20 protein-coding genes and 1 pseudogene are annotated in these 21,580 nt (G+C 61.5%); 15 read left to right on the top strand and 6 right to left on the bottom strand.

Annotated elements, in window-relative coordinates:
- Positions 1-5: 5 nt before the first annotated feature.
- Positions 6-1,538: an AhpA/YtjB family protein gene (locus JV201_RS02400; protein WP_008439111.1), complete on the bottom strand. Its 1,533-nt coding sequence runs from the start codon at positions 1,536-1,538 to the stop codon at positions 6-8.
- A gap of 134 nt (positions 1,539-1,672) precedes the next feature.
- Here JV201_RS02400 and serB point away from each other — a divergent pair, with 134 nt between their 5' ends.
- Positions 1,673-2,887, top strand: a complete 1,215-nt coding sequence (serB, locus tag JV201_RS02405; RefSeq protein ID WP_219406464.1) for a phosphoserine phosphatase SerB — start codon at positions 1,673-1,675, stop codon at positions 2,885-2,887.
- A 120-nt stretch (positions 2,888-3,007) separates the two neighbouring features.
- Here serB and asd read toward each other — a convergent pair whose 3' ends face one another.
- The 3 genes from asd to JV201_RS02420 are packed head-to-tail and all read right to left on the bottom strand — an operon-like array spanning position 3,008 to position 6,294.
- The gene (asd, locus tag JV201_RS02410; RefSeq protein ID WP_003217535.1) at positions 3,008-3,868 is read right to left on the bottom strand and encodes an archaetidylserine decarboxylase; all 861 of its coding nucleotides are present in this window, start codon (positions 3,866-3,868) and stop codon (positions 3,008-3,010) included.
- A gap of 16 nt (positions 3,869-3,884) precedes the next feature.
- Positions 3,885-4,700 (bottom strand): rhodanese-like domain-containing protein, encoded by an 816-nt coding sequence (locus JV201_RS02415; RefSeq protein ID WP_102367974.1) that lies wholly within the window; start codon positions 4,698-4,700, stop codon positions 3,885-3,887.
- Between the two features lie 58 nt (positions 4,701-4,758).
- Complete coding sequence (locus tag JV201_RS02420; RefSeq protein ID WP_219406465.1) at positions 4,759-6,294, bottom strand: HDOD domain-containing protein; 1,536 nt, start codon at positions 6,292-6,294, stop codon at positions 4,759-4,761.
- Positions 6,295-6,460: 166 nt separating this feature from the next.
- On the opposite strand from JV201_RS02420, the gene motA reads away from it, so the two are divergent.
- The 3 genes and pseudogenes from motA to JV201_RS30025 form a co-directional block, all read left to right on the top strand.
- Complete coding sequence (gene motA / locus JV201_RS02425; protein WP_003217532.1) at positions 6,461-7,312, top strand: flagellar motor stator protein MotA; 852 nt, start codon at positions 6,461-6,463, stop codon at positions 7,310-7,312.
- A 3-nt stretch (positions 7,313-7,315) separates the two neighbouring features.
- A complete protein-coding gene (gene motB, locus JV201_RS02430) occupies positions 7,316-8,338 on the top strand; it encodes a flagellar motor protein MotB (protein ID WP_003217531.1) in 1,023 nt (340 codons plus the stop codon).
- 20 nt (positions 8,339-8,358) lie between these two features.
- Positions 8,359-8,490: pseudogene (locus tag JV201_RS30025) on the top strand (outer membrane lipoprotein carrier protein LolA); the annotation flags it as partial.
- Positions 8,491-8,492: 2 nt separating this feature from the next.
- Here the strand turns inward: JV201_RS30025 and rsgA are convergent.
- Positions 8,493-9,524 carry a small ribosomal subunit biogenesis GTPase RsgA gene (gene rsgA, locus JV201_RS02435; protein WP_219406466.1) on the bottom strand — a complete coding sequence of 344 codons (1,032 nt, stop codon included), beginning with the start codon at positions 9,522-9,524 and terminating at the stop codon, positions 8,493-8,495.
- A 106-nt stretch (positions 9,525-9,630) separates the two neighbouring features.
- Here rsgA and orn point away from each other — a divergent pair, with 106 nt between their 5' ends.
- Entirely contained in the window at positions 9,631-10,173 is a 543-nt protein-coding gene (gene orn / locus JV201_RS02440) for an oligoribonuclease (protein ID WP_003217529.1), read from the top strand.
- A 208-nt stretch (positions 10,174-10,381) separates the two neighbouring features.
- Positions 10,382-10,996, top strand: a complete 615-nt coding sequence (locus tag JV201_RS02445; RefSeq protein WP_003217528.1) for a trimeric intracellular cation channel family protein — start codon at positions 10,382-10,384, stop codon at positions 10,994-10,996.
- Here JV201_RS02445 and queG read toward each other — a convergent pair.
- Positions 10,975-12,057 (bottom strand): tRNA epoxyqueuosine(34) reductase QueG, encoded by a 1,083-nt coding sequence (gene queG, locus JV201_RS02450; RefSeq protein ID WP_003217527.1) that lies wholly within the window; start codon positions 12,055-12,057, stop codon positions 10,975-10,977. The genes JV201_RS02445 and queG overlap by 22 nt on opposite strands.
- Positions 12,058-12,119: 62 nt before the next feature.
- Between queG and JV201_RS02455 the strand changes: the two genes are divergently transcribed.
- The 9 genes from JV201_RS02455 to hflC all read left to right on the top strand — a co-directional run bounded on the left by JV201_RS02455 (position 12,120) and on the right by hflC (position 21,568).
- On the top strand, positions 12,120-12,980 hold the full coding sequence (locus JV201_RS02455) for an NAD(P)H-hydrate dehydratase (RefSeq protein WP_219406467.1): 861 nt from the start codon (positions 12,120-12,122) through the stop codon (positions 12,978-12,980).
- Positions 12,968-13,438, top strand: a complete 471-nt coding sequence (tsaE, locus tag JV201_RS02460) for a tRNA (adenosine(37)-N6)-threonylcarbamoyltransferase complex ATPase subunit type 1 TsaE (RefSeq protein WP_003217524.1) — start codon at positions 12,968-12,970, stop codon at positions 13,436-13,438. The genes JV201_RS02455 and tsaE overlap by 13 nt, the downstream gene beginning before the upstream one ends.
- 3 nt (positions 13,439-13,441) lie before the next feature.
- Entirely contained in the window at positions 13,442-14,875 is a 1,434-nt protein-coding gene (locus JV201_RS02465; protein WP_202948682.1) for an N-acetylmuramoyl-L-alanine amidase, read from the top strand.
- Between the two features lie 14 nt (positions 14,876-14,889).
- On the top strand, positions 14,890-16,788 hold the full coding sequence (mutL, locus tag JV201_RS02470) for a DNA mismatch repair endonuclease MutL (protein WP_003217520.1): 1,899 nt from the start codon (positions 14,890-14,892) through the stop codon (positions 16,786-16,788).
- Entirely contained in the window at positions 16,788-17,759 is a 972-nt protein-coding gene (gene miaA / locus JV201_RS02475; RefSeq protein WP_003217518.1) for a tRNA (adenosine(37)-N6)-dimethylallyltransferase MiaA, read from the top strand. Before mutL ends, miaA begins: the two co-directional genes overlap by 1 nt.
- A 93-nt stretch (positions 17,760-17,852) precedes the next feature.
- The gene (gene hfq, locus JV201_RS02480; protein ID WP_003217515.1) at positions 17,853-18,116 is read left to right on the top strand and encodes an RNA chaperone Hfq; all 264 of its coding nucleotides are present in this window, start codon (positions 17,853-17,855) and stop codon (positions 18,114-18,116) included.
- A 12-nt stretch (positions 18,117-18,128) separates the two neighbouring features.
- The gene (gene hflX / locus JV201_RS02485) at positions 18,129-19,430 is read left to right on the top strand and encodes a ribosome rescue GTPase HflX (protein WP_003217514.1); all 1,302 of its coding nucleotides are present in this window, start codon (positions 18,129-18,131) and stop codon (positions 19,428-19,430) included.
- 96 nt (positions 19,431-19,526) lie between these two features.
- Complete coding sequence (gene hflK / locus JV201_RS02490; RefSeq protein ID WP_087692480.1) at positions 19,527-20,702, top strand: FtsH protease activity modulator HflK; 1,176 nt, start codon at positions 19,527-19,529, stop codon at positions 20,700-20,702.
- Complete coding sequence (hflC, locus tag JV201_RS02495; protein WP_003217510.1) at positions 20,702-21,568, top strand: protease modulator HflC; 867 nt, start codon at positions 20,702-20,704, stop codon at positions 21,566-21,568. Before hflK ends, hflC begins: the two co-directional genes overlap by 1 nt.
- Positions 21,569-21,580: the final 12 nt, after the last annotated feature.

Genomic DNA, 21,580 nt, shown 5'->3' on the forward strand with positions numbered 1-21,580 from the left:
GATCTTTAGTTCTTCGCCCGCGTCTCATGCATCCGCGCCAGCTGGCGCTCCAGCATCGACGGGTAAGGCTCCATCAACCGCTCCACACAGCACGCACCTTCAGGGCTGGCAATCGGGCGGATCCGCGCACGCTGGCGAATCAGCACGTCGTCACTGATCTTGCGTTCCACCAGCAGCAGGTTGCGGCTGTGTTGCGACAAGGCCAGCGCATCCTGGGCAATCTCGGTCAGGAGCAGATCGATCTGGCTCATGCCATACAGATCGTCGCCCACCGTCAGGCCCAATTGCAGTTGCAGGGTGATGCCGCTGTCGGCCACTTCGATTTGCAGCGCATGGCCCAGGGCCCGCAGCAGTTCACCGCAGCAGATGGCGTTGGTCAGGTAGTCTTCGCCGCTGTCTTCGCTGTGGAACAGCATCAAGGTGCTGCCGTCGTTCAGGGTGTGCAGTTCGCTCTGATACAGCGAGGCCGCCTGGTCGAGGCAGTCACGATAACGTTCCAGCAGCTCGGTCAGGCGTGCCCGCGGCAAGCGACGCAGTTGATCCTGTGCGCCCAGTTGCACGGCCAATACGGCGCTGTGCTGGGGCTGGGTGCTGCGCACCGGAGCAGGCTGCACAGCAGGAGCGGTTGGCACTGAAGTATCGCGAAGATCGGCGAACGGGTCTTCTTCGTCCAGTTCGTCTTCTTCTGCCTTGATCACATGACGGGTCGCCGGCTTTTGGGCCGCTACCGGCGCAGACTCGTCGAAGCTCGGGTCCCGCAGGTTGCGCACTTCAAACTCGGGCTCGTCGTCTTCGTAGTCGGTGTCGTCGAACTCGGGCTCGGGTTCAACCTCGGGCACTACGGGCTCCGGCGCGAAGCTGGTGTGCAGTTGGCGGGCGAGGTCGCCGATTTCGTCCTGGCGGTCGGTGGCCGGGGTGTGTTCATCGATATCCCGCAGCCAGATGCGCAGTTGCATCAGTGGCGTGGAGATATGCCGGCCCAGGCGCAGGCTCAAGGCCAGGGACAGTGCCAGCAGGATCGCACTCAGGATGCCCATGCTCTGCAGGCTGATGGTCATCGGCTGCTGGAACTGTTGCATGTCCAGGCTGATGCGCAGTTGGCCGGCCTTCACGTCCTGAAACGTGATATTGCTCTGGTACAGGCCTTCGGCTTCACCCAGCAGGCCGTTTTTCGGGCGTTGCCCGGCTTCGGCCATGATCCGGTTGTCCACGCTATAGATAGCGGCGTGGGCCACCAGCGGGTTCTTGGTCAGGTTGTTGAGCAGCACGTTGAGGCTGAGGATGTCGTTGGACACCAACAACTCAGTCGCCGAGGTGGCGGTCTGGGTGGTCAGGCTCTCGCCCAAAGCGTCGGCTTGCTCGTGCATGGCCTGCTTGAACTGCAAACCCATCACGCAGGCGTAGATGACCAGGGCCAGGGCGACCAGGATCACGTTATGGCTGGCGATGCGTAATGCGATCGGTACACGGCGGTGGCGCAGTGCCCGGAAGATCAGCAGGAAGAAGTTATCGGTTTTTACTGGCGTGGGCCGGTTCACTTAAGCTCGGCTCTTTAGTCCGTGAAGTTGACGCGCAGTATAGCGACAGGCCCAAGACCGGCAAAGCGCTGGCTGTGCCCGATGGTCACTGAAAGTGGGTAGAATGCGGTTTTTTTCCAGCTCGGGGGTGCGCTTTGCGCGAAATTGTCCTGATTAACATCACAGGTGAGGACCGTCCGGGTCTCACTGCAGCCATTACCGGTGTTCTGGCCCAGGGTGGTGTGAACATTCTCGACATCGGCCAGGCGGTGATTCACGACACGCTGTCGTTCGGCATCCTGGTGGAAATTCCCAGCACCGAGCAGGCCTCGTCCGTGCTCAAGGACATACTGTTTACGGCGTATAAGCTCGATCAGCAGGTGCGTTTCACCCCGGTGTCCGAAGAGGATTACCAGAGCTGGGTAGCCGGCCAGGGCAAAAAACGCCACATCGTGACGCTGTTGACTCGCAAGGTGACGGCCGAGCAATTGCAGCGTGTCAGTTCGATCACGGCTCAATACGGTTTGAATATCGACCACATTGACCGTCTGTCGGGTCGTATGCCGTTGGACACGCCGGCGGACAAGGGCAAGGGCTGCATTGAGTTCTCCGTACGCGGTGAGCCGGCAGATCCTCAGGCCCTGCGTGCCGAATTCCTGAGCGTTGCCCAGGAGCTGAATGTCGATATCGCCTTCCAGGAAGACTCGCTGTTCCGCCGCAATCGCCGCCTGGCGGTGTTCGACATGGACTCGACGCTGATCGAAGCCGAAGTCATCGACGAATTGGCCAAGGCTGCCGGTGTAGGTGAGCAAGTCTCGGAAATCACCGAGCGTGCCATGGCCGGTGAGCTGGATTTCCGTGCCAGCTTCAAGGAGCGCCTGGCGCTGCTCAAGGGCCTGGATGTGAGCGTACTGGACTCCATCGGCGCCTCGCTGCGCCTGACCGAAGGCGCCGAAACCCTGTTCGCCGAACTCAAGCGCCTGGGCTACAAGACCGCGATCCTGTCGGGCGGTTTCACTTACTTCGCCAAGCAATTGCAGGCCAAGCTGGGTATCGACTATGTGTTCGCCAACGAGCTGGAAGTGGTGGACGGCAAGGTGACGGGCGTGGCCGTGGACCCGATTGTCGACGCACAGCGTAAGGCTGACCTGTTGCGGGAATTGGCACACAAGGAAGGGTTGCGTCTGGAGCAGACCATTGCGGTCGGCGACGGGGCAAATGACTTGCCGATGCTGGCGATTGCCGGGTTGGGTGTGGCGTTCCGGGCCAAGCCGCTGGTCAAGCAATCGGCCAAGCAGGCGATTTCGACTTTAGGGCTGGATGGCGTGTTGTACCTGTTGGGCTTTCGCGATCGCGACGGTCAGCTCTGAAGATCGTTCCCACGCTCTGCGTGGGAACGCCGCCCTGGACGCTCCGCGTCCGATTTTGAGGTTGGGACGCGGAGCGTCCCGGGATGCATTCCCACGCGGAGTGTGGGAATGATCGCTAGGTCAGGCTTTCGGCAAACCCATGCCCTGGCCCATCTGCACCGGCGTCCCCGCCTGCAGTGCTTCCGACCATTGCACCTGGTCCGGCCCAAACAGCACGATTGCCGTCGAACCCAGCTTGAAGCGCCCCAGTTCCGCACCTTTTTCCAGGTGGATCGGCCCACGGGCAGCTTCGTCGTAGCGGAAGGTTTTCAGCTCGCGTTTTGGCGGCGTTACCAAGCCTGCCCAAACCGTTTCAATCGATGCCACGATCATCGCGCCAACCAGCACCACGGCCATCGGGCCGCGTTCGGTGTCGAAGATGCAGGCAACACGCTCGTTACGCGCAAACAGTTCCGGCACATTTTCGGCGGTGGTCTGGTTTACCGAGAAGATTCGGCCAGGGATATAAACCATTTCCCGCAGGGTGCCGGCCAATGGCATATGCACCCGGTGGTAGTCCTTCGGCGACAGGTAAACAGTGGCGAAATCGCCGCCCATGAACGGCGCAGCCACCGCCGCATCGCCGCCCAGCAATTCCAGCACGCTGAAGCTGTGGCCCTTGGCCTGGAACACCCGGCCATGTTCAATCGGGCCCAACTGGCTGACCGCGCCATCGGCCGGGCTCAACACCGCGCCTGGGGTCTGATCCAGCGGGCGTGCACCGTCTTTCAGTGCGCGGGTGAAGAAGGCGTTGAAGTGCTCGTAAGCGGTCACGTCTTCAACCAGGGCCTGGGACATGTCCACTTGATAACGCTTGGCAAACCAGCTGGTGAACGCATTCTTGAACCAGCGCACGCGGCATTCGGCAATGCAACCGGCCAGACGCGACAGCAGGTGGTGGGGCAGCAAGTACTGGCTGAGGATGAACAACTGCTTTTTCATTAACTGTCCTTAAACCTTAAATCTCAACGGGGGTGTCGGGGTGGTTACCCCATTCGCCCCAGGAACCGGCATAACCTTTGACTCGCGGATAACCGAGCGCCTTGGCCACCAGGTAGGTGAAGCCAGAACGGTGGTGAGTCTGGCAGTGGGTGATGATTTCTTTGTCGCGGGTCAGCCCGAGGTCTTCGAGGATCTGCGGCATGTCGCGGCGGATGCGCAGTTGGCGTGCCTTGTCCATGCCGGCGGTCCATTCGAAGTTCACCGCGCCCGGGATGTGTCCACCCTTGGCCGCGAGGACTTTCTCGCCGGAGTATTCCAGCGGGCCACGGGCGTCCCAGATGCCGAGGTCGGCAGCGCCGAGACGGCTTTGCAGGTATTCGCGGGTGGCGGTGGGTTCTTCATGCAACGTCAGGCTGACCGGGCCGCCGGCGCTGGCCGGTACCTCGGTGGACACGGGGTGTTTTTCTTCCAGCCACGCCAGCAGGCCGCCGTCGAGGTAGTGGTATTTCTTGTGGCCGATGACGTCGAGCATCCAGATGAATCGCCCGGCCCAGCCACCGCCTTCGTCGTCATACACCACGTAAGTGGCATCCGGGGTGTGGCCCAGTTCGCCGAACAGCTTCTCAAGATCGGCCTTGCCCGGCAGCAGGCCCGGCGCTGGTGGCTGGCCCAGTTGAGTGCGTTTTGGATCAACGAAGCGTGCGCCGGGGATATGCCCTTCGGCGTAACGCGCAGCGCTGGTGAGGTCCACCAGGATCAGGTGTTCGGCATCGAGGCGACCGAGCAGGTCACTGGCCTCGATGACCAGCGGCAAGCCAGAGAAGTCAGGCATGTGAGGTCTCCTGGGCATAAAAATTGGGCGCTAAGGGAGGGCGATTGTAGCGCAAGCGTCAGGCACTGCGGTTGGTAAAGCTGTGCAGGGCCTTTTCGATGCATTGGGCGGTTTTGCCGAAGGCCTGCACGGTGGTTTCCGAGAACGGCCCGCCGCCCTGGTCGGCCACCATCAGCATCACCACCCGGCCATTGCAACTCAGGGAGCGCAGCAGCAGGTGTTCGCCCTTGAACAGGCGGCTCAGTTCCGGCGGCAGCAGTGCCGAGAACTGGGCGTGGTTGTCGGGGTTGAGGCGCACCTGGGCGGACTTGGCCAGCAGGCGTTGCAGCAGGGTGCTTCGCGCCACGTCGAGGCTCATGTGGTCGGCGTCCTTCGGCAGCCCGTCGACTTGATGCACACGTAGCGTGCTCAAGGTTTTGTCCGCCATCAGCAGCATCACCCGTTGCATGCCGCAGGCCACGAGGGCTTCCTTGGCGCAGGTGGTCAGGTGCATGGCATTGGCAAAGCGGCTCGGCTCTACGAGCAATTCGGTGCAGCGCTTGCGCCAGATCGCCAGGGACTCGGCGGTGGGTGGCGGTGCCGGCAGCAAGCCGTGGTGAACGCGCTGCACATCCCATGGCCAGATCAACGACAGCGCCGGGTGCCACAGGTCGCGCATCAGGGTACTGCGGGCGCTGATCGCCGCGTGTTGGTGGGACTGTTGCTGCACTTCGGCCAACGGTTGTTGCAGGTAAAGCGCAGTGAGGTATTGCCAGCGCTGGGTGTGCGGGCAGGTCCAGGACTCCTGCGCCGCCAGCGCCAGGCCGTTGGCCAACAGCACAGTGTTGGCCGGCTGGTTCAGCCAGCGACGCAGGTTCGGATCGGCATCCAGCAACTGCTGTTGGCGCAACGGCTCGTCTTCACGGGCAATGCTCAGCGCCTTGACCAGCAAGCGTTGTTCCGTCAGCAGCAACGTATAACCCTGGGATACCCAGATCGGCAGGCGCCAGGTGTTGGTCAACCCCAGGCACAGGTCCAGCAGGCGTACGCCGAACAGCTCCTGTTCGACTGTGCGGGCCGATTCGCCCTTGTGAATCACCCGCAGCTCCCATTCTTCCAGCAGCTTGGGATAGGCAATCGCCATCGGCCACAGCGGCGAAAGGAACAGCAGGCTGCCCCAGTGAATGTCTTGCCACAACCGCGCCAGGCGGCTGGCGAACAGGCCGCTGGCTTGTTGCGACGCGTGCTGGCTGATCATCTGCAGCTGGCGCAGGGCCACGGGGATTTCATTCAGCGGCACGGAAGGCAGGCGCCGCAGCAGCTCCTCGGTGCGCTTGAGGCCGAGGCGATTGATCGCCACTTCGAGGTTTTCTGCCGGCTCCGCGAGGCTGCCGTGGGCCTGGTTGTTGGCCTCGCGCATCACGCTCAGCACCAGCGCCGGGCTGTTCTGCATCAGCTCTGCAATATCCCGCAACGAACTGCGGTTGTCGCCGATGGCCTTGCAAACCCGGTCGTGGCTCGCCTGTGGAACAGGCAACAGCACATCGTCCAGGCGCTTTATCCAAGCGGCGAGGGTGGCGGGTTTTTGAGTTGGGACTGTCGTTTCATTTGCCATGATTGGGGCGCGATCATCACTTGCGGTCAACACGCCCGGGACGGGCCGAACTGGTTTTTCGCCATAACGGGCTATAGTCTGGCGCAGATTTGCCGATAAGTAGAACAAGAGTTTTCAACTCTTGCGAATATGACCCTGAACCCGACGGCGCAAGTACTCATCCCCTATGGCTAAAATTATCGGCATCATCGTCGTCATCGCGAGCGTGCTCGGCGGATACGTCCTTTCCCACGGCAAGATTGCGGCGCTGATCCAGCCTTTCGAAGTGCTGATTATCGGCGGTGCGGCGTTCGGCGCATTCCTGCAGGCCAACCCCGGCTACATGACGATGCACGTGATCAAGAAGTCGCTGGGCATGTTCAGCTCGCGCTTCTCCCACACCTTCTACCTGGAAGTGCTGGGGCTGATCTACGAGATCCTCAACAAGAGCCGCCGCGAAGGCATGATGGCCATCGAAGGCGACATCGAGGACGCCGCGGCGAGCCCGATTTTCGCCAAGTACCCGGCCGTGCTCAAAGACGAGCGCATGACCGCCTACATCTGTGATTACCTGCGCATCATGTCGTCCGGCAACATGGCGCCCCATGAGCTGGAAGGCCTGTTCGACATGGAACTGTTCAGCCTCAAGGAAGAGCTGGAGCACCCATCCCACGCCGTGACCGGCATCGCCGACGGCATGCCCGGTTTCGGTATTGTTGCCGCGGTGCTCGGGATCGTGGTGACCATGGCCTCCCTGGGTGAAGGCGACCAGAAAGCCATCGGCATGCACGTAGGTGCGGCACTGGTAGGTACCTTCTTCGGTATTCTCGCGGCCTACGGTTTCTTCGGCCCGCTGGCCACGTCCCTGGCCCACGATGCCAAGGAAGAAGTGAATCTGTACGAAGCCATCAAGGCCTGTCTGGTGGCTTCGGCTTCCGGCATGCCGCCATCGTTGGCAGTGGAGTTCGGGCGCAAGGTTCTGTATCCGAAGCACCGTCCAAGCTTCGCTGAGCTGGAACAAGCGGTTCGCGGTCGCTAAGCCATGGAAAACAACCAGCCGATCATCATCAAGCGCGTCAAGCGCTTCGCTGCGGGGCACCATGGCGGCGCCTGGAAAATCGCCTTCGCCGACTTTGCGACGGCGATGATGGCGTTCTTCCTGGTGCTGTGGCTGATGTCCACCGCCACGCCGGAACAGAAGATCGCCATCGCCGGTTACTTCAAGGACCCCATCGGTTTCTCCGAGAGCGGCACGCCTTTTGTGATCGACCTCGGTGGTTCGCCGCAACTGGCGCCCGAGCGCACCATCAACCCGGAAATCAAGACCGACTCGCCCCAGGAAAAGATCCCGATCGAGCGCGACACCGTCGAGAGCATGGCCGAACAGGTCGAGCAGGAACGCCTGGAATTGCTGCTGCAGGAACTGCAAACCAAGGTTGAGGAAAACCCGCAACTGCTGAAGTTCAAGGACCAGATTTCCTTCGAGATCACCCCGGATGGCTTGCGCATCCAGATCACGGACGCCGCCAACCGGCCGATGTTCGATTCCGGCAGTGCACGCTTGAAGCCGTACTTTGAAGACATCCTGCTGGCCATGGCCGACACCATCAAGGCGGTGCCGAACAAGATCAGCATCAGCGGCCACACCGACGCCAAGCCGTATGCAGGCCAGGGCGACTTCGGCAACTGGGAGCTCTCGGCCAACCGGGCCAATGCCGCGCGTCGTGCACTGGTGGCCGGCAGCTATCCGGACCCGCAAGTGGCACGGGTGGTGGGGTTTGCTTCCTCGCAGCTGTTTGATCCCAAGGATCCGTTCAATCCGATCAACCGACGCATCGATATCGTCGTGCTGACCAAAAAGGCCCAGCGTGCAATTGAAGGTGACCCGCCTGCGACGCCACCGGTACCGACCCAGGGTGAAGGCGCGCCGGGCGAAGTGCCGGCAGACCCGAACGCACTGCCGCCGGAGCAGGAGCCGTTGCCGGCCCATGAGCTGCGGCAGAAGCTGAACCTGTTTGACGATGGCGGTGTGAAGGATCCGACTCAACCAGCCACTGGCTCGTAAGCAGGTACAAAAAGGCCGCGATGATCGCGGCCTTTTTGTATCTGCTACATCCTGTAGGAGCGAGCTTGCTCGCGATGGACGTTAACGATGACGCGTGCTCTCTGAATGCACGCGGCGCCCTCAAGCTTTTCGCGAGCAAGCTCGCTCCTACATGTTAATAGCTGGTCTCGGGCAAGCTGGCGATGATCGAGCGATAGCTGTTCATTCGCTGCTGCTGCACGCGGCCGTCTTCCAGTGCCTTGAGCAGGGCGCAACCCGGCTCGCGGTCATGTTTGCAGTCACGGAAACGGCAGGTGCCGATCAAGTCGTTGAACTCGATAAAGCCCGCTTCAACATCGGCACGGCTCACATGGCCCAGGCCGAATTCACGGATGCCCGGGGAGTCGATCAACTCGCCGCCGCCCGGAAAGTGGAACAATCGCGCGGTGGTGGTGGTGTGGGTGCCCTGGCCGGACAGCTCCGACAGCGGGCCAACACGGGTGTCGACTTCCGGCAACAGGCTGTTGACCAGGGACGACTTGCCCACGCCCGACTGGCCGACGAACACGCTGATGCGCCCGTCCAGTTCAGTCTGTAACTGTTCCATGCCATTGCCGTGATGCGCCGAGACTTCCAGCACCGGGTAGCCGAGGGTGCGGTACACCGCCAGCAACGCGTTGAGCGCCGGGGCGTTCTGTTCGTCGATCAGGTCGAATTTGTTCAGCAGCAACAGCGGGCGAATGCCGGCGTGTTCGGCGGCTACCAGGTAGCGGTCGATCAGGTTGGCATGGGGTTCGGGCAGTGGCGCGAAGACAATGACGATCATGTCGACGTTGGCCGCTACCGGCTTGAGCTGGCCACGGCTGTCGGGGCGACGCAGTTCGGTGGTGCGCGGCAACTGGGCGACGATCACGCCGATGCCCTGGTTGCCGGCACGCCATACCACCTTGTCGCCGGTCACCAGCGCAGGCAGGTTGGCGCGCAGGTGGCAACGGAACACCTGGCCGGCGTGATCGCCTTCGGTGGCCTCGACTTCGACCTGCACACCGAAGTGCGCGATCACCAGGCCCGTTTGCTCGGGGCCCAGGTCGCCGCCCTCAAGCGCTTCCACGGCGGAGGATTCACGTTTGGCGGCGCGGGCAGCGCGTTCGCCCTGAATCTTTTCGATGCGCCAGTTTTGGCGACGGTTGAGCTGGCGTTTGGCCATTGGTGTTCCGTGTCGATAATGCAAAGGTTAGGTGAAACGGTCGCGAGTCTAGCACGCCCTGCCTGCTAAACTGCGCAGCTACGCCAAGGTGCCAAGGAACCACGACATGCAAAACCCACAGAACCTGATTTGGATCGATCTGGAAATGACCGGTCTGAACCCTGACACCGACGTCATCATCGAGATGGCGACCATTGTCACCGACAGCAACCTCAACACCTTGGCCGAAGGTCCGGTGATCGCCATTCACCACAGCGACGCGGTGCTGGCCACCATGGACGAGTGGAACACCCGCACCCACGGCAACTCGGGCCTGACCCAGCGTGTGCGCGACAGCCGCGTGAGCATGGCCGAGGCTGAAGCGGAAACCATCGCCTTCCTGGAAAAGTGGGTACCCAAGGGCAAGTCGCCAATCTGCGGCAACAGCATTTGCCAGGACCGCCGCTTTCTCTATACCCACATGAAGGCGCTGGAAAGCTACTTCCACTACCGCAACCTGGACGTGTCGACCTTGAAGGAGCTGGCCGCGCGCTGGGCGCCGGAAGTCAAAGACAGCTTCCACAAGGGCAGCACCCACCTGGCGCTGGACGATATTCGCGAGTCGATTGCCGAGCTGCAGCATTACCGCAAGCATTTCATCAAGTTCTGACTTGAGTCGTGGTGAGGCGTTTTTGTGGCGAGGGAGCTTGCTCCCGCTGGGCTGCGAAGCGGCCCTGAAAAATGGGACTGCTGCGCAGTCCAACGGGAGCAAGCTCTCTCGCCACATCAGCAAGAGCTTTAAACTCTTCAGCGCTCGCCCCCTTTTGGTGCCATCACCAAATGATTAGACTGCGCGCCTCTTTGCAAGGATCGCCACCATGCTGCTGATGCTCTACCTCATCGCCATCACCGCCGAAGCCATGACGGGCGCCTTGTCCGCCGGGCGGCGCGGGATGGACTGGTTCGGTGTGGTGCTGATCGCCTGCGTGACGGCGCTGGGCGGCGGTTCGGTGCGTGACGTGTTGCTCGGCCACTACCCGCTGACCTGGGTCAAACACCCGGAGTACCTGGTGCTGACCTCCGTCGCGGCCCTGGTGACCATCTTCATCGCTCCATTGATGCGCCACCTGCGCTCGCTGTTCCTCGCGTTGGACGCCGTGGGCCTGGTGGCCTTCACCCTGATCGGCAGCATGACCGCCCTGGAAATGGGCCACGGCATGCTGGTGGCGTCAGTCAGCGGTGTGATCACCGGGGTATTCGGCGGCATCCTGCGGGATATCTTCTGCAACGACATTCCGTTGATCTTCCGCCGCGAGCTGTACGCCAGCGTGTCGTTCCTGGCCGCCTGGTTCTACATGCTGTGCATCTACCTTGAGCTGCCAAGTGAGCAATCGATCCTGCTGACGCTGTTCAGCGGCTTTCTATTGCGCCTGCTGGCGATCCGTTTTCACTGGGAAATGCCCAAGTTCGTCTACAACGACGACGTGCACTGACGTTCGGCGTGCTGGTTCAGCGCCCATTCCACATGTTCGCGCACCAGTTCCGAGGGGTATTCCCGACGCGCCTTCAGCGCTTCCAGCACCGGAATGCTTGATGGCGCATTGCCCAGGCCCACCGCCAGGTTGCGCAGCCAGCGCTCATAGCCGGCGCGGCGCAGGGGAGAACCTTCGGTGCTGCTGAGGAATTTGTCCTCGTCCCACATAAACAACTCGGCGAGCTCTGCGTTATCCAGGTTGTGCCGTGGCTTGAAATCGCCTTCGTCGGTAGGCCGCGCGAAACGATTCCACGGGCAAACGATCTGACAGTCATCGCAGCCGAATACCCGATTGCCGATCAGTGGGCGCAGTTCTTCGGGGATCGCGCTTTTCAGCTCGATGGTCAGGTAGGAAATGCAGCGCCGGGCGTCCAGCACGTAGGGCCCGACGAAGGCGTTGGTAGGGCAGATATCCAGGCAGGCGGTGCAGCGGCCACAATGTTCGGTGGCGTGGGGTGGGTCGACCGGCAACGGCAGGTCGACAAACAGCTCGCTCAGGAAGAAGTAACTGCCCGCCTTGCGATTGAGTACCAGGGTGTTCTTGCCGATCCAGCCCAGCCCGGCCTGCTCGGCGATGGCTTTTTCCAGCACGGGGGCGCTGTCGACAAAGGCGCGGAAGCCGAACGGGCCGATTTGCGCCTGGATGCGGTCGGCCAGTTGCTGCACGCGCTTGCGGATCAGCTTGTGGTAGTCGCGGCCCAAGGCGTAGCGGGAGATGTAGGCTTTTTCGGGTTTGGCCAGCAGTTGGGCCATTTGGGTGTCGCCCGGCAAGTAGTCCATGCGCAGTGAGACCACGCGCAAGGTGCCGGGTACCAGCTCCTCCGGGTGTGAGCGCTTGCTGCCGTGGGCGCCCATGTAGTCCATTTCGCCGTGGTAGCCGGCGTCGAGCCAGCGTTGCAGGTGCTGTTCATGCTCGGCGAGGTCGAGGCCGCTGATGCCCACTTGTTGAAAGCCCAGCTCGCGGCCCCAGTCTTTGATCGATTGGGCGAGGGCGGGCAGGTCGTAGGTAATAGCAGGCATGAACAAGAGAAACCGCAGGTTAGATGCGTATAATTCTGCCAGACATCGGAGCTTGAAGACGCATGCCGCAGACAAAACACGAAATACCCGACGTTCAGCACCTGTTGCCCGGCCAATTGCCGCAACTCGCTGCGCGTTCCCCGGACGCCCATAAAGGCCAGTTCGGCCATGTATTGCTGATCGGCGGCGACCGCGGTTTTGGCGGCGCCGCCTTGCTCAGTGCTGAAAGTGCCCTGCGCAGTGGTGCCGGCATGGTTTCCCTGGCGACCCGTAGCGAACACGTCGGTGCGGCGCTGGCGCGGTTGCCGGAAGTGATGACGGTGGGCGTGCACTCGGCCAATCAATTGATGGGCCTGCTGGAAAAGATTTCCGTGATCGTCATCGGCCCGGGCCTGGGCGAGGCCTCCTGGGGCAAAAGCCTGCTGTCGGTAGCGGCCAATGCCAGGCAGCCGCAAGTCTGGGACGCCGATGCCTTGAACCTGCTGGCGGCGGGCAGCGTCAGCCTGCCGGCCAATTGCGTGATCACTCCGCATCCTGGCGAAGCGGCCCGCTTGATGGGTATTTCGACAGCCGAGGTTCAGGCCCACCGCCTTAACGTGGCGCGCGCCTTGAGTCAGAAATTCAATGCGGTGGCGATCCTCAAGGGCGCCGGCAGCTTGATCGCCAGCCCGGACGGTCGGGTTGCCCGCTGCGATCAGGGCCATCCTGCGATGGCGACCGCTGGCCTGGGCGATGTGTTGGCCGGCCTGGTCGGTGCTTTACTGGCGCAAGGCATGCCGGCATTTGATGCCGCCTGCCTGGCGGTCTGGCTGCATGCCACTGCCGGAGATCGCCAGGGTACCTACGGTCGCGGGCTGGCCGCCAGTGACCTGATTCCTGCCATTCGTCAGTTGCTGGAGGAGCAATCGCCGTGTCTGAAGTAGTCCTTTTCCTGCCTGATGAAGACGCCATGGTCGCCTTGGGCAACCGTATTGCCCGGGTCACTCAAGGCTCAGGGCTGATCTTTCTGGAAGGCGATCTCGGCGCCGGAAAAACCACCTTGTCCCGGGGCATCATTCGCGGGTTGGGGCACGCGGGTGCTGTGAAAAGCCCTACGTTCACCTTGGTAGAACCCTACGAAATCGGTGACGTACGAGCGTTCCACTTCGACCTGTATCGCCTGGTGGACCCGGAAGAACTGGAATACATGGGCATTCGTGATTACTTCGATGAGGACGCCTTGTGCCTGATCGAGTGGCCAGATAAAGGCACAGGCTTTTTGCCAAAGCCGGACCTGACCATTACCATTACCCCGCATAAGCAAGGACGTCAGCTGAAGTTGTTGTCCCAGAGCGCGCGCGGCGAGTCGTGGTGCGCCGCCTTGGCATTGGAATTCAAATAATTGATGGGGTTAGGTATGCGCTTTCGCGCGTTGGTTACTGTCGTAGGGGTGTTGCTTGCGGCAATGACTTTCAATGCACTGGCGGCCTCACAGGTGAAAAGTGTTCGCCTGTGGCGGGCACCGGATAACACGCGACTGGTATTCGACCTGTCCGGCCCGGTTCAGCACAGCGTCTTCACCCTCACGGCGCCTGATCGCCTGGTGATTGATATCAACGGTGCGACCCTGGCCGCGCCGTTGAAGGTCGCCATGGCCAATACCCCGATTACCGCGATGCGCTCGGCCCAGCGTACGCCGACCGACCTGCGGGTGGTCATCGACCTGAAAAAGGCCGTGACCCCGAAAAGCTTCGTGCTGGCGCCCAACGCGCAGTATGGCAACCGGCTGGTGGTCGACCTGTTCGACAACGCCGCCGATGCCGCGCCGCCGCCTGCGCCAACTCCAAGCGTCGCGACGATACCTGCGGTGCCGGTCAACCAGTCGCAACCCCAGGTCAAATTGCCGCCGCTGCCACCGGCTCCGGCGGGCAAGCGTGACATTATCGTGGTCATCGATGCCGGTCACGGCGGCGAAGACCCGGGTGCCTCGGGCTCGCGCGGCCAGCATGAAAAAGACGTAGTACTGGCCATCGCCCGCGAACTGCAGCGCCAGATCAATGGCATGAAAGGCTACCGCGCCGAGCTGACCCGTACCGGCGACTACTTTATTCCGCTGCGTGGCCGTACCGAAATCGCCCGCAAGAAGGGCGCCGACCTGTTCGTCTCGATCCACGCCGACGCCGCACCTTCGGCCGCGGCGTTTGGTGCCTCGGTGTTTGCCCTGTCTGATCGCGGCGCTACGTCCGAGACCGCCCGCTGGCTGGCGGACAGTGAAAACCGTTCCGACTTGATCGGCGGGGCTGGCAACGTATCCCTCGACGACAAGGACAAGATGCTCGCTGGCGTATTGCTCGATCTGTCGATGACTGCCTCGCTGACCTCTAGCCTGAACGTGGGGCAGAAAGTCCTGAGCAACATTGGTCGCGTCACCTCGCTGCACAAACAGCGCGTGGAACAGGCCGGGTTCATGGTGCTCAAGTCGCCGGATATTCCGTCGATCCTGGTGGAAACCGGGTTTATCTCCAACTCCAACGAAGCCTCGAAACTGGCCTCGGCCAGCCACCAGCAGGCGTTGGCGCGCTCCATCAGCGCCGGTGTTCGCCAGTTCTTCCAGCAGAACCCGCCGCCGGGCACTTATATAGCCTGGCTGCGTGACTCCGGGAAAATCGCCCAGGGCCCGCGTGACCATCGCGTGCAGCCGGGCGACACCCTGGCGATGCTGGCGGTGCGCTTCCAGGTGTCAGCGGCAACCTTGCGCAGTGCCAACAACCTCAAGACCGATGAATTGAAGGTCGGCCAGGTATTGACCATCCCGGGCACTGAACTGGCGGCGCAATAATGAGCGAAACAGTCTTGAGCAATACCTCGCGCATCGAGCTGCTAAGCCCGCGTCTCGCCAACCAGATCGCGGCGGGTGAGGTGGTCGAGCGGCCAGCGTCGGTGATCAAGGAGTTGCTGGAAAACAGTATCGACTCCGGCGCCAGGCGCATTGATGTCGATGTTGAGCAAGGCGGCGTCAAGCTGCTGCGAGTGCGCGACGACGGCAGCGGAATTTCCTCCGATGACCTGCCGCTGGCCCTGGCCCGTCACGCCACCAGCAAGATTCGTGACCTGGAAGACCTGGAGCGGGTGATGAGCCTCGGGTTTCGTGGTGAGGCCCTGGCCTCCATCAGCTCCGTGGCTCGCCTGACCCTGACTTCCCGCACCCGCGACGCCGACCAGGCCTGGCAGGTTGAAACCGAAGGCCGCGACATGGCGCCCCGGGTCCAGCCGGCGGCACATCCGGTGGGCACCTCGGTGGAAGTACGCGACCTGTTCTTCAACACCCCGGCTCGGCGTAAATTCCTCAAGGCCGAAAAAACCGAATTCGATCATCTGCAGGAAGTCATCAAGCGCCTGGCCCTGGCGCGGTTTGATGTGGCTTTCCACCTGCGCCACAACGGCAAGACCATCCTCAGCCTGCACGAGGCCCATGATGATGCGGCCCGTGCGCGGCGTGTCTCGGCCATCTGCGGCGCGGGGTTCCTGGAGCAGGCGCTGCCGATCGAGATCGAGCGCAATGGCCTGCGACTGTGGGGCTGGGTGGGTTTGCCGACTTTCTCCCGTAGCCAGGCGGACATGCAGTATTTCTTCGTGAATGGCCGGGCGGTGCGCGACAAGCTGGTGGCCCACGCGGTGCGCCAGGCGTATCGCGACGTGCTGTTCAACGGGCGGCATCCGACGTTTGTGCTGTTTTTCGAGGTCGACCCGTCGGTGGTCGACGTCAACGTGCACCCGACCAAGCACGAAGTGCGCTTCCGTGACGGTCGCATGGTCCACGACTTTCTTTACGGCACCCTGCACCGCGCCTTGGGCGATGTGCGGCCGGATGATCACCTGGCGGCGCCGATTGTCACGGCTGTTGTCCGTCCTTCAGGGCCGGAAGCCGGCGAGTTCGGGCCCCAGGGCGAAATGAGCCTGGCGGCCAACCTGCTGCAATCGCCGCAAGCCCAGCCGAGCTTTACCGCACCTGGTTCAGGCGCCGGCGCCGGTTATCAATACCAGTACACCCCGCGTCCGCAATCGGCGGTGCCGGTGGCCGAGGCCCAGGCGGCCTATCGCGAGTTTTTCGCGCCGCTGCCCGGCGCCGAGCCAGGTGCTGCCGCGTTGCCGGAAGGCCAGGGCGACGTGCCGCCGTTGGGTTACGCGCTGGCACAGCTCAAGGGTATTTATATTCTTGCGGAAAACGCCCATGGCCTGGTGCTGGTGGACATGCACGCCGCCCACGAGCGGATCATGTACGAGCGCCTGAAGATCGCCATGGCCAGCGAAGGCCTGAGCGGTCAGCCGCTGCTGGTGCCGGAATCCCTGGCGGTCAGCCAGCGGGAAGCGGATTGCGCCGAAGAGCACGTCAGCGTGTTCCAGAAGCTGGGCTTTGAGCTGCAACGCCTGGGGCCGGAAACCCTGGCTATCCGCCAGATTCCGGCTTTGCTCAAGCAGGCAGAGGCCAACCGGCTGGTGGCCGACGTACTGGCGGACCTGATGGAATACGGCACCAGTGACCGGATCCAGGCCCACATCAATGAACTGCTCGGCACCATGGCCTGTCACGGCGCCATCCGCGCCAACCGCCGGCTGGCCTTGCCGGAAATGAACGGCCTGCTGCGGGACATGGAAAACACCGAGCGCAGCGGCCAGTGCAACCATGGCCGCCCGACCTGGACCCAGATGGGCCTGGACGACCTCGACAAACTGTTCTTGCGCGGCCGTTGATGAGTGCCTTGCCCCCCGCAATCTTCCTGATGGGCCCCACGGCCGCCGGCAAGACCGACCTGGCCATCGAGCTGACCAAGGTCTTGCCGTGCGAGTTGATCAGTGTCGACTCTGCACTGGTTTACCGGGACATGGACATCGGCACTGCCAAACCTTCAAAAGAGCTGCTGGCCCAGTATCCGCACCGGTTGATCGACATTATTGATCCCAGCGAGAGCTATTCGGCGGCGGATTTTCGCATCGATGCGCTGGCCGCCATGGCCGATATCACCGCGCGGGGCAAGATTCCGCTGCTGGTCGGCGGCACGATGCTCTACTACAAGGCCTTGCAGGAAGGTCTGGCTGATATGCCGCCAGCTGATCCACAGGTGCGCGCCGAACTTGAAGAAGAGGCTGCGCGCCTTGGCTGGCAGGCCTTGCACGATCAGTTGGCCATTGTGGATCCGGTTTCCGCCGCGCGAATTCATCCCAATGACCCCCAGCGCCTGACGCGAGCGTTGGAAGTCTGGCGGGTCAGTGGCCAGACCATGACTGAACACAGGCTGAAACAAACTGCGCAAAGTGCTGAAGCAGGCGCCTCGGGACACTCACAATTGCCCTATACTGTGGCGAATCTGGCCATCGCTCCGACGGATCGCCAGGTGCTGCATGAACGAATTGCACAAAGATTCACAATTATGTTGGAACAGGGGTTTGTGGAGGAGGTCGTAGCACTGCGTTCAAGAGGTGACCTGCATCCAGGGCTGCCTTCGATACGTGCTGTAGGCTACCGCCAAGTCTGGGATCATCTGGATGGCAAGCTGACGTCAGCCGAAATGCAGGAGCGCGGCATCATTGCCACGCGCCAATTGGCGAAGCGTCAGTTCACCTGGTTGCGCAGTTGGAGCGATTTGCACTGGCTGGACAGCCTGGACAGCGACAATCTGTCACGCGCCTTGAAATACTTGGGAACGGTCTCCATATTGAGCTGAGTCCTTGCAATTGCCGTCTATCCTTGGGGGTGTGACGGCCATGAGCTATCTATTTTCCGATTTTTATTATTGATCCTTAAAGGAGTGCGGCACATGTCAAAAGGGCATTCGCTACAAGACCCTTACTTGAATACTTTACGTAAAGAGAAAGTTGGGGTTTCCATCTATCTGGTCAACGGTATCAAGCTGCAAGGTACGATCGAGTCGTTCGACCAGTTCGTGATCCTGCTGAAAAACACCGTAAGCCAAATGGTTTACAAGCACGCTATCTCGACCGTAGTGCCGGTTCGTCCAATTCGTCTGCCTAGCGCAACCGAAGAACAGGGTGACGCCGAGCCTGCACCAGGTAACGCCTGATAGGAGTCTCCTTTGTTCTTTGAGCGCCACGGTGGTGGTGAGCGAGTAATCCTCGTTCACTTGGATGGACAGGACCCTGAGGCGCGCGAAGATCCGCAGGAGTTTCAGGAGTTGGCAAATTCGGCCGGCGCCGAGACCGTCGCGTTTTTTAACGTGCCGCGTCATCGGCCAACCGCCAAATTCCTGATCGGCAGCGGCAAGGTCGAGGAGCTGCGCGACCTGGTCCACGCCGAAAAGGCCGATCTGGTGATTTTCAATCACATCCTCACGCCCAGTCAGGAACGTAACCTCGAACGAGTTTTCGAGTGTCGCGTGATCGACCGCACGGGTCTGATTCTCGATATTTTCGCTCAACGCGCCCGTACCCATGAAGGCAAGCTCCAGGTAGAACTGGCCCAGCTTGACCACATGAGCACCCGGCTGGTTCGTGGCTGGACTCACCTTGAGCGCCAGGGTGGCGGCATCGGCATGCGCGGCCCGGGTGAAACCCAGCTGGAAACCGACCGGCGTCTGCTGCGGGTGCGCCTGCGACAGATCAAGGGCCGCCTGGAGAAGGTGCGCAGCCAGCGCGAACAATCGCGACGTGGCCGTATGCGTGCGGATATCCCGACCGTTTCCCTGGTGGGCTATACCAACGCCGGCAAATCCACACTCTTCAACAACGTGACGAAATCGGACGTGTACGCGGCCGACCAACTGTTCGCGACCCTCGACCCGACCTTGCGCCGTCTGGAACTGGACGACCTGGGGCCGATTGTCCTGGCCGATACCGTGGGTTTCATTCGTCACTTGCCCCACAAGCTGGTCGAGGCATTTCGGTCTACGCTCGAAGAGTCGAGCAATTCCGACCTGCTGTTGCACGTGATCGATGCGGCCGAACCGGATCGCATGTTGCAGATTGAACAGGTCATGGTGGTGCTGGGCGAGATTGGTGCCCAGGACTTGCCGATCCTCGAGGTCTATAACAAACTCGATTTGCTTGAAGGCGTTGAGCCACAAATCCAGCGCGACGAAAACGGCAAACCCCAGCGGGTCTGGCTGTCGGCGCGTGATGGCAGTGGCCTGGAATTGCTTGAACAAGCCATTGCCGAGCTGTTGGGCAGCGATTTGTTCGTCGGCACCTTGCGCTTGCCGCAGCGTTTTGCTCGACTGCGTGCACAGTTTTTCGAGCTGGGCGCGGTACAGAAAGAAGAACACGACGAAGAAGGTGTCAGCTTGCTGGCCGTTCGATTGCCGCGCTCGGAGCTGAATCGGCTGGTCAGCCGTGAAGGCGTTGTGCCGACAGAGTTCATCGAACAACACACTTTGCAATAAAAGCCTGAGAAAGCGGTTGTGCCGCTGTGACAGGCATTCTGTAGCATTGGTCGGCGCGCCGTGGGTGCGTCTTTGCTTTATCAGATGGAGAGCGCTATGGCTTGGAATGAGCCGGGTGGCAACTCGAATAATCAGGATCCTTGGGGTGGTAAACGCCGCAATAATGGCGACCGCAAGGGGCCACCAGATCTCGACGAGGCCTTCCGAAAGCTGCAGGAAAGCCTGAATGGGTTGTTCGGTGGTGGAAAAAAACGTGGTGGTGACGAAGGCGGTCGTACGAGCAAGGGCGGTGGTTACGGCCTGCTCGGCATCGGCCTCGTCGTGCTGGCGGCCGTCTGGCTGTACAGCGCCGTCTATGTGGTGGACGAGCAGGAGCAAGCCGTGGTGCTGCGCTTCGGCAAGTACTACGAGACTGTCGGCCCTGGCCTGAACATCTACTTCCCGCCGATCGACAAGAAGTACATGGAAAACGTCACGCGTGAGCGTGCCTACACCAAGCAGGGCCAGATGCTGACCGAAGACGAGAACATCGTCGAAGTGCCGCTGACCGTGCAGTACAAGATCAGCAACCTGCAGGACTTCGTGCTGAACGTCGACCAGCCGGAAATCAGCCTGCAACATGCGACCGAAAGCGCCCTGCGCCATGTGGTGGGTTCCACCGCAATGGACCAGGTGCTGACTGAAGGCCGTGAATTGATGGCCAGCGAAATCAAGGAGCGCCTGCAACGGTTCCTCGACACGTACCGCACCGGTATCACCGTGACCCAGGTCAACGTACAGAGCGCAGCGGCACCGCGTGAAGTGCAGGAAGCCTTCGATGACGTGATCCGTGCCCGTGAAGACGAGCAGCGTTCGCGCAACCAGGCTGAAACCTACGCCAACGGCGTGGTGCCGGAAGCCCGTGGCCAGGCCCAGCGCATCCTTGAGGATGCCAACGGTTACCGCGACGAAGTGGTCTCCCGCGCCAAGGGTGAGGCAGATCGTTTCACCAAGCTGGTGGCCGAGTACCGCAAGGCACCGGAAGTCACTCGTGAGCGTCTGTACCTGGACACCATGCAGGAAGTCTTCAGCAACACCAGCAAGGTTCTCGTGACCGGCAGCAAGGGCGGGCAGAACAATCTGCTGTACCTGCCGCTGGACAAGATGATCGAAGGTGGTCGTAGCAGCACCAGCGCACCGGCTACCGGTTCCAATGCTGCTGCCAACGAAGCGAGCGCCCGTGCGGCCGCTGACCTGCTGCAACAGCAAACACGTACCAGGGAGAGTCGTTGATGAGCAATAAATCGCTGACCGCCCTGATTGTGGGCGTCGTCGTGGTCATCGCTGCCTGGAACTGCTTCTATATCGTGTCTCAGACCGAGCGCGCGGTGTTGCTGCAATTCGGTCGCGTGGTCCAGGCGGATGTCCAGCCGGGCCTGCATGTGAAAGTCCCCTACGTCAACCAGGTGCGCAAGTTCGACGGCCGCCTGATGACCCTGGATGCACCGACACAACGCTTCCTGACCCTGGAAAAGAAAGCTGTGATGGTTGACGCCTACGCCAAGTGGCGCGTCAAGGATGCCGAGCGCTTCTACACCGCGACCTCCGGCCTCAAGCAGATTGCTGACGAGCGTTTGTCGCGCCGTCTGGAATCGGGCCTGCGTGACCAGTTTGGTAAGCGCACCCTGCACGAGGTGGTATCCGGTGAACGTGACGCGCTGATGGCGGACATCACGCGTTCGTTGAATGCGATGGCGGAAAAAGAACTGGGCATCGAGGTGATCGATGTTCGGGTCAAGGCCATCGACCTTCCGAAGGAAGTGAACCGCAGCGTGTTCGAGCGTATGAGCACCGAGCGTGAGCGCGAGGCTCGTGAGCACCGCGCCAAGGGTAACGAACTGGCAGAAGGGATCCGCGCGGATGCCGACCGTCAGCGTCGCGTACTGTTGGCTGAAGCCTATCGCGAGTCTGAAGAGGCCCGTGGTGATGGTGATGCTCAAGCCGCTTCGATCTACGCCAAGGCCTATGGCCAGGACCAGGAGTTCTACGCGTTCTACCGTAGCCTGCGCGCCTACCGTGAAAGCTTTGCGAACAAAACCGACGTCATGGTGCTGGACCCAAGTAGCGATTTCTTCCGCTACTTGGAAAAATCCAAGTAACCCGCATGTAGT

The organism is Pseudomonas sp. Colony2 (genome assembly GCF_019382755.1).
GTDB lineage: Bacteria > Pseudomonadota > Gammaproteobacteria > Pseudomonadales > Pseudomonadaceae > Aquipseudomonas.

Bases quoted from the DNA above. Each gene is read 5' to 3' on its own strand.
- asd (WP_003217535.1), bottom strand. From the start codon at position 3,868: ATGAAAAAGCAGTTGTTCATCCTCAGCCAGTACTTGCTGCCCCACCAC.
- JV201_RS02415 (WP_102367974.1), bottom strand. From the start codon at position 4,700: ATGCCTGACTTCTCTGGCTTGCCGCTGGTCATCGAGGCCAGTGACCTG.
- JV201_RS02420 (WP_219406465.1), bottom strand. From the start codon at position 6,294: ATGGCAAATGAAACGACAGTCCCAACTCAAAAACCCGCCACCCTCGCC.
- motA (WP_003217532.1), top strand. From the start codon at position 6,461: ATGGCTAAAATTATCGGCATCATCGTCGTCATCGCGAGCGTGCTCGGC.
- motB (WP_003217531.1), top strand. From the start codon at position 7,316: ATGGAAAACAACCAGCCGATCATCATCAAGCGCGTCAAGCGCTTCGCT.
- rsgA (WP_219406466.1), bottom strand. From the start codon at position 9,524: ATGGCCAAACGCCAGCTCAACCGTCGCCAAAACTGGCGCATCGAAAAG.
- orn (WP_003217529.1), top strand. From the start codon at position 9,631: ATGCAAAACCCACAGAACCTGATTTGGATCGATCTGGAAATGACCGGT.
- JV201_RS02445 (WP_003217528.1), top strand. From the start codon at position 10,382: ATGCTGCTGATGCTCTACCTCATCGCCATCACCGCCGAAGCCATGACG.
- queG (WP_003217527.1), bottom strand. From the start codon at position 12,057: ATGCCTGCTATTACCTACGACCTGCCCGCCCTCGCCCAATCGATCAAA.
- JV201_RS02455 (WP_219406467.1), top strand. From the start codon at position 12,120: ATGCCGCAGACAAAACACGAAATACCCGACGTTCAGCACCTGTTGCCC.
- JV201_RS02465 (WP_202948682.1), top strand. From the start codon at position 13,442: ATGGGGTTAGGTATGCGCTTTCGCGCGTTGGTTACTGTCGTAGGGGTG.
- miaA (WP_003217518.1), top strand. From the start codon at position 16,788: ATGAGTGCCTTGCCCCCCGCAATCTTCCTGATGGGCCCCACGGCCGCC.
- hfq (WP_003217515.1), top strand. From the start codon at position 17,853: ATGTCAAAAGGGCATTCGCTACAAGACCCTTACTTGAATACTTTACGT.
- hflK (WP_087692480.1), top strand. From the start codon at position 19,527: ATGGCTTGGAATGAGCCGGGTGGCAACTCGAATAATCAGGATCCTTGG.
- hflC (WP_003217510.1), top strand. From the start codon at position 20,702: ATGAGCAATAAATCGCTGACCGCCCTGATTGTGGGCGTCGTCGTGGTC.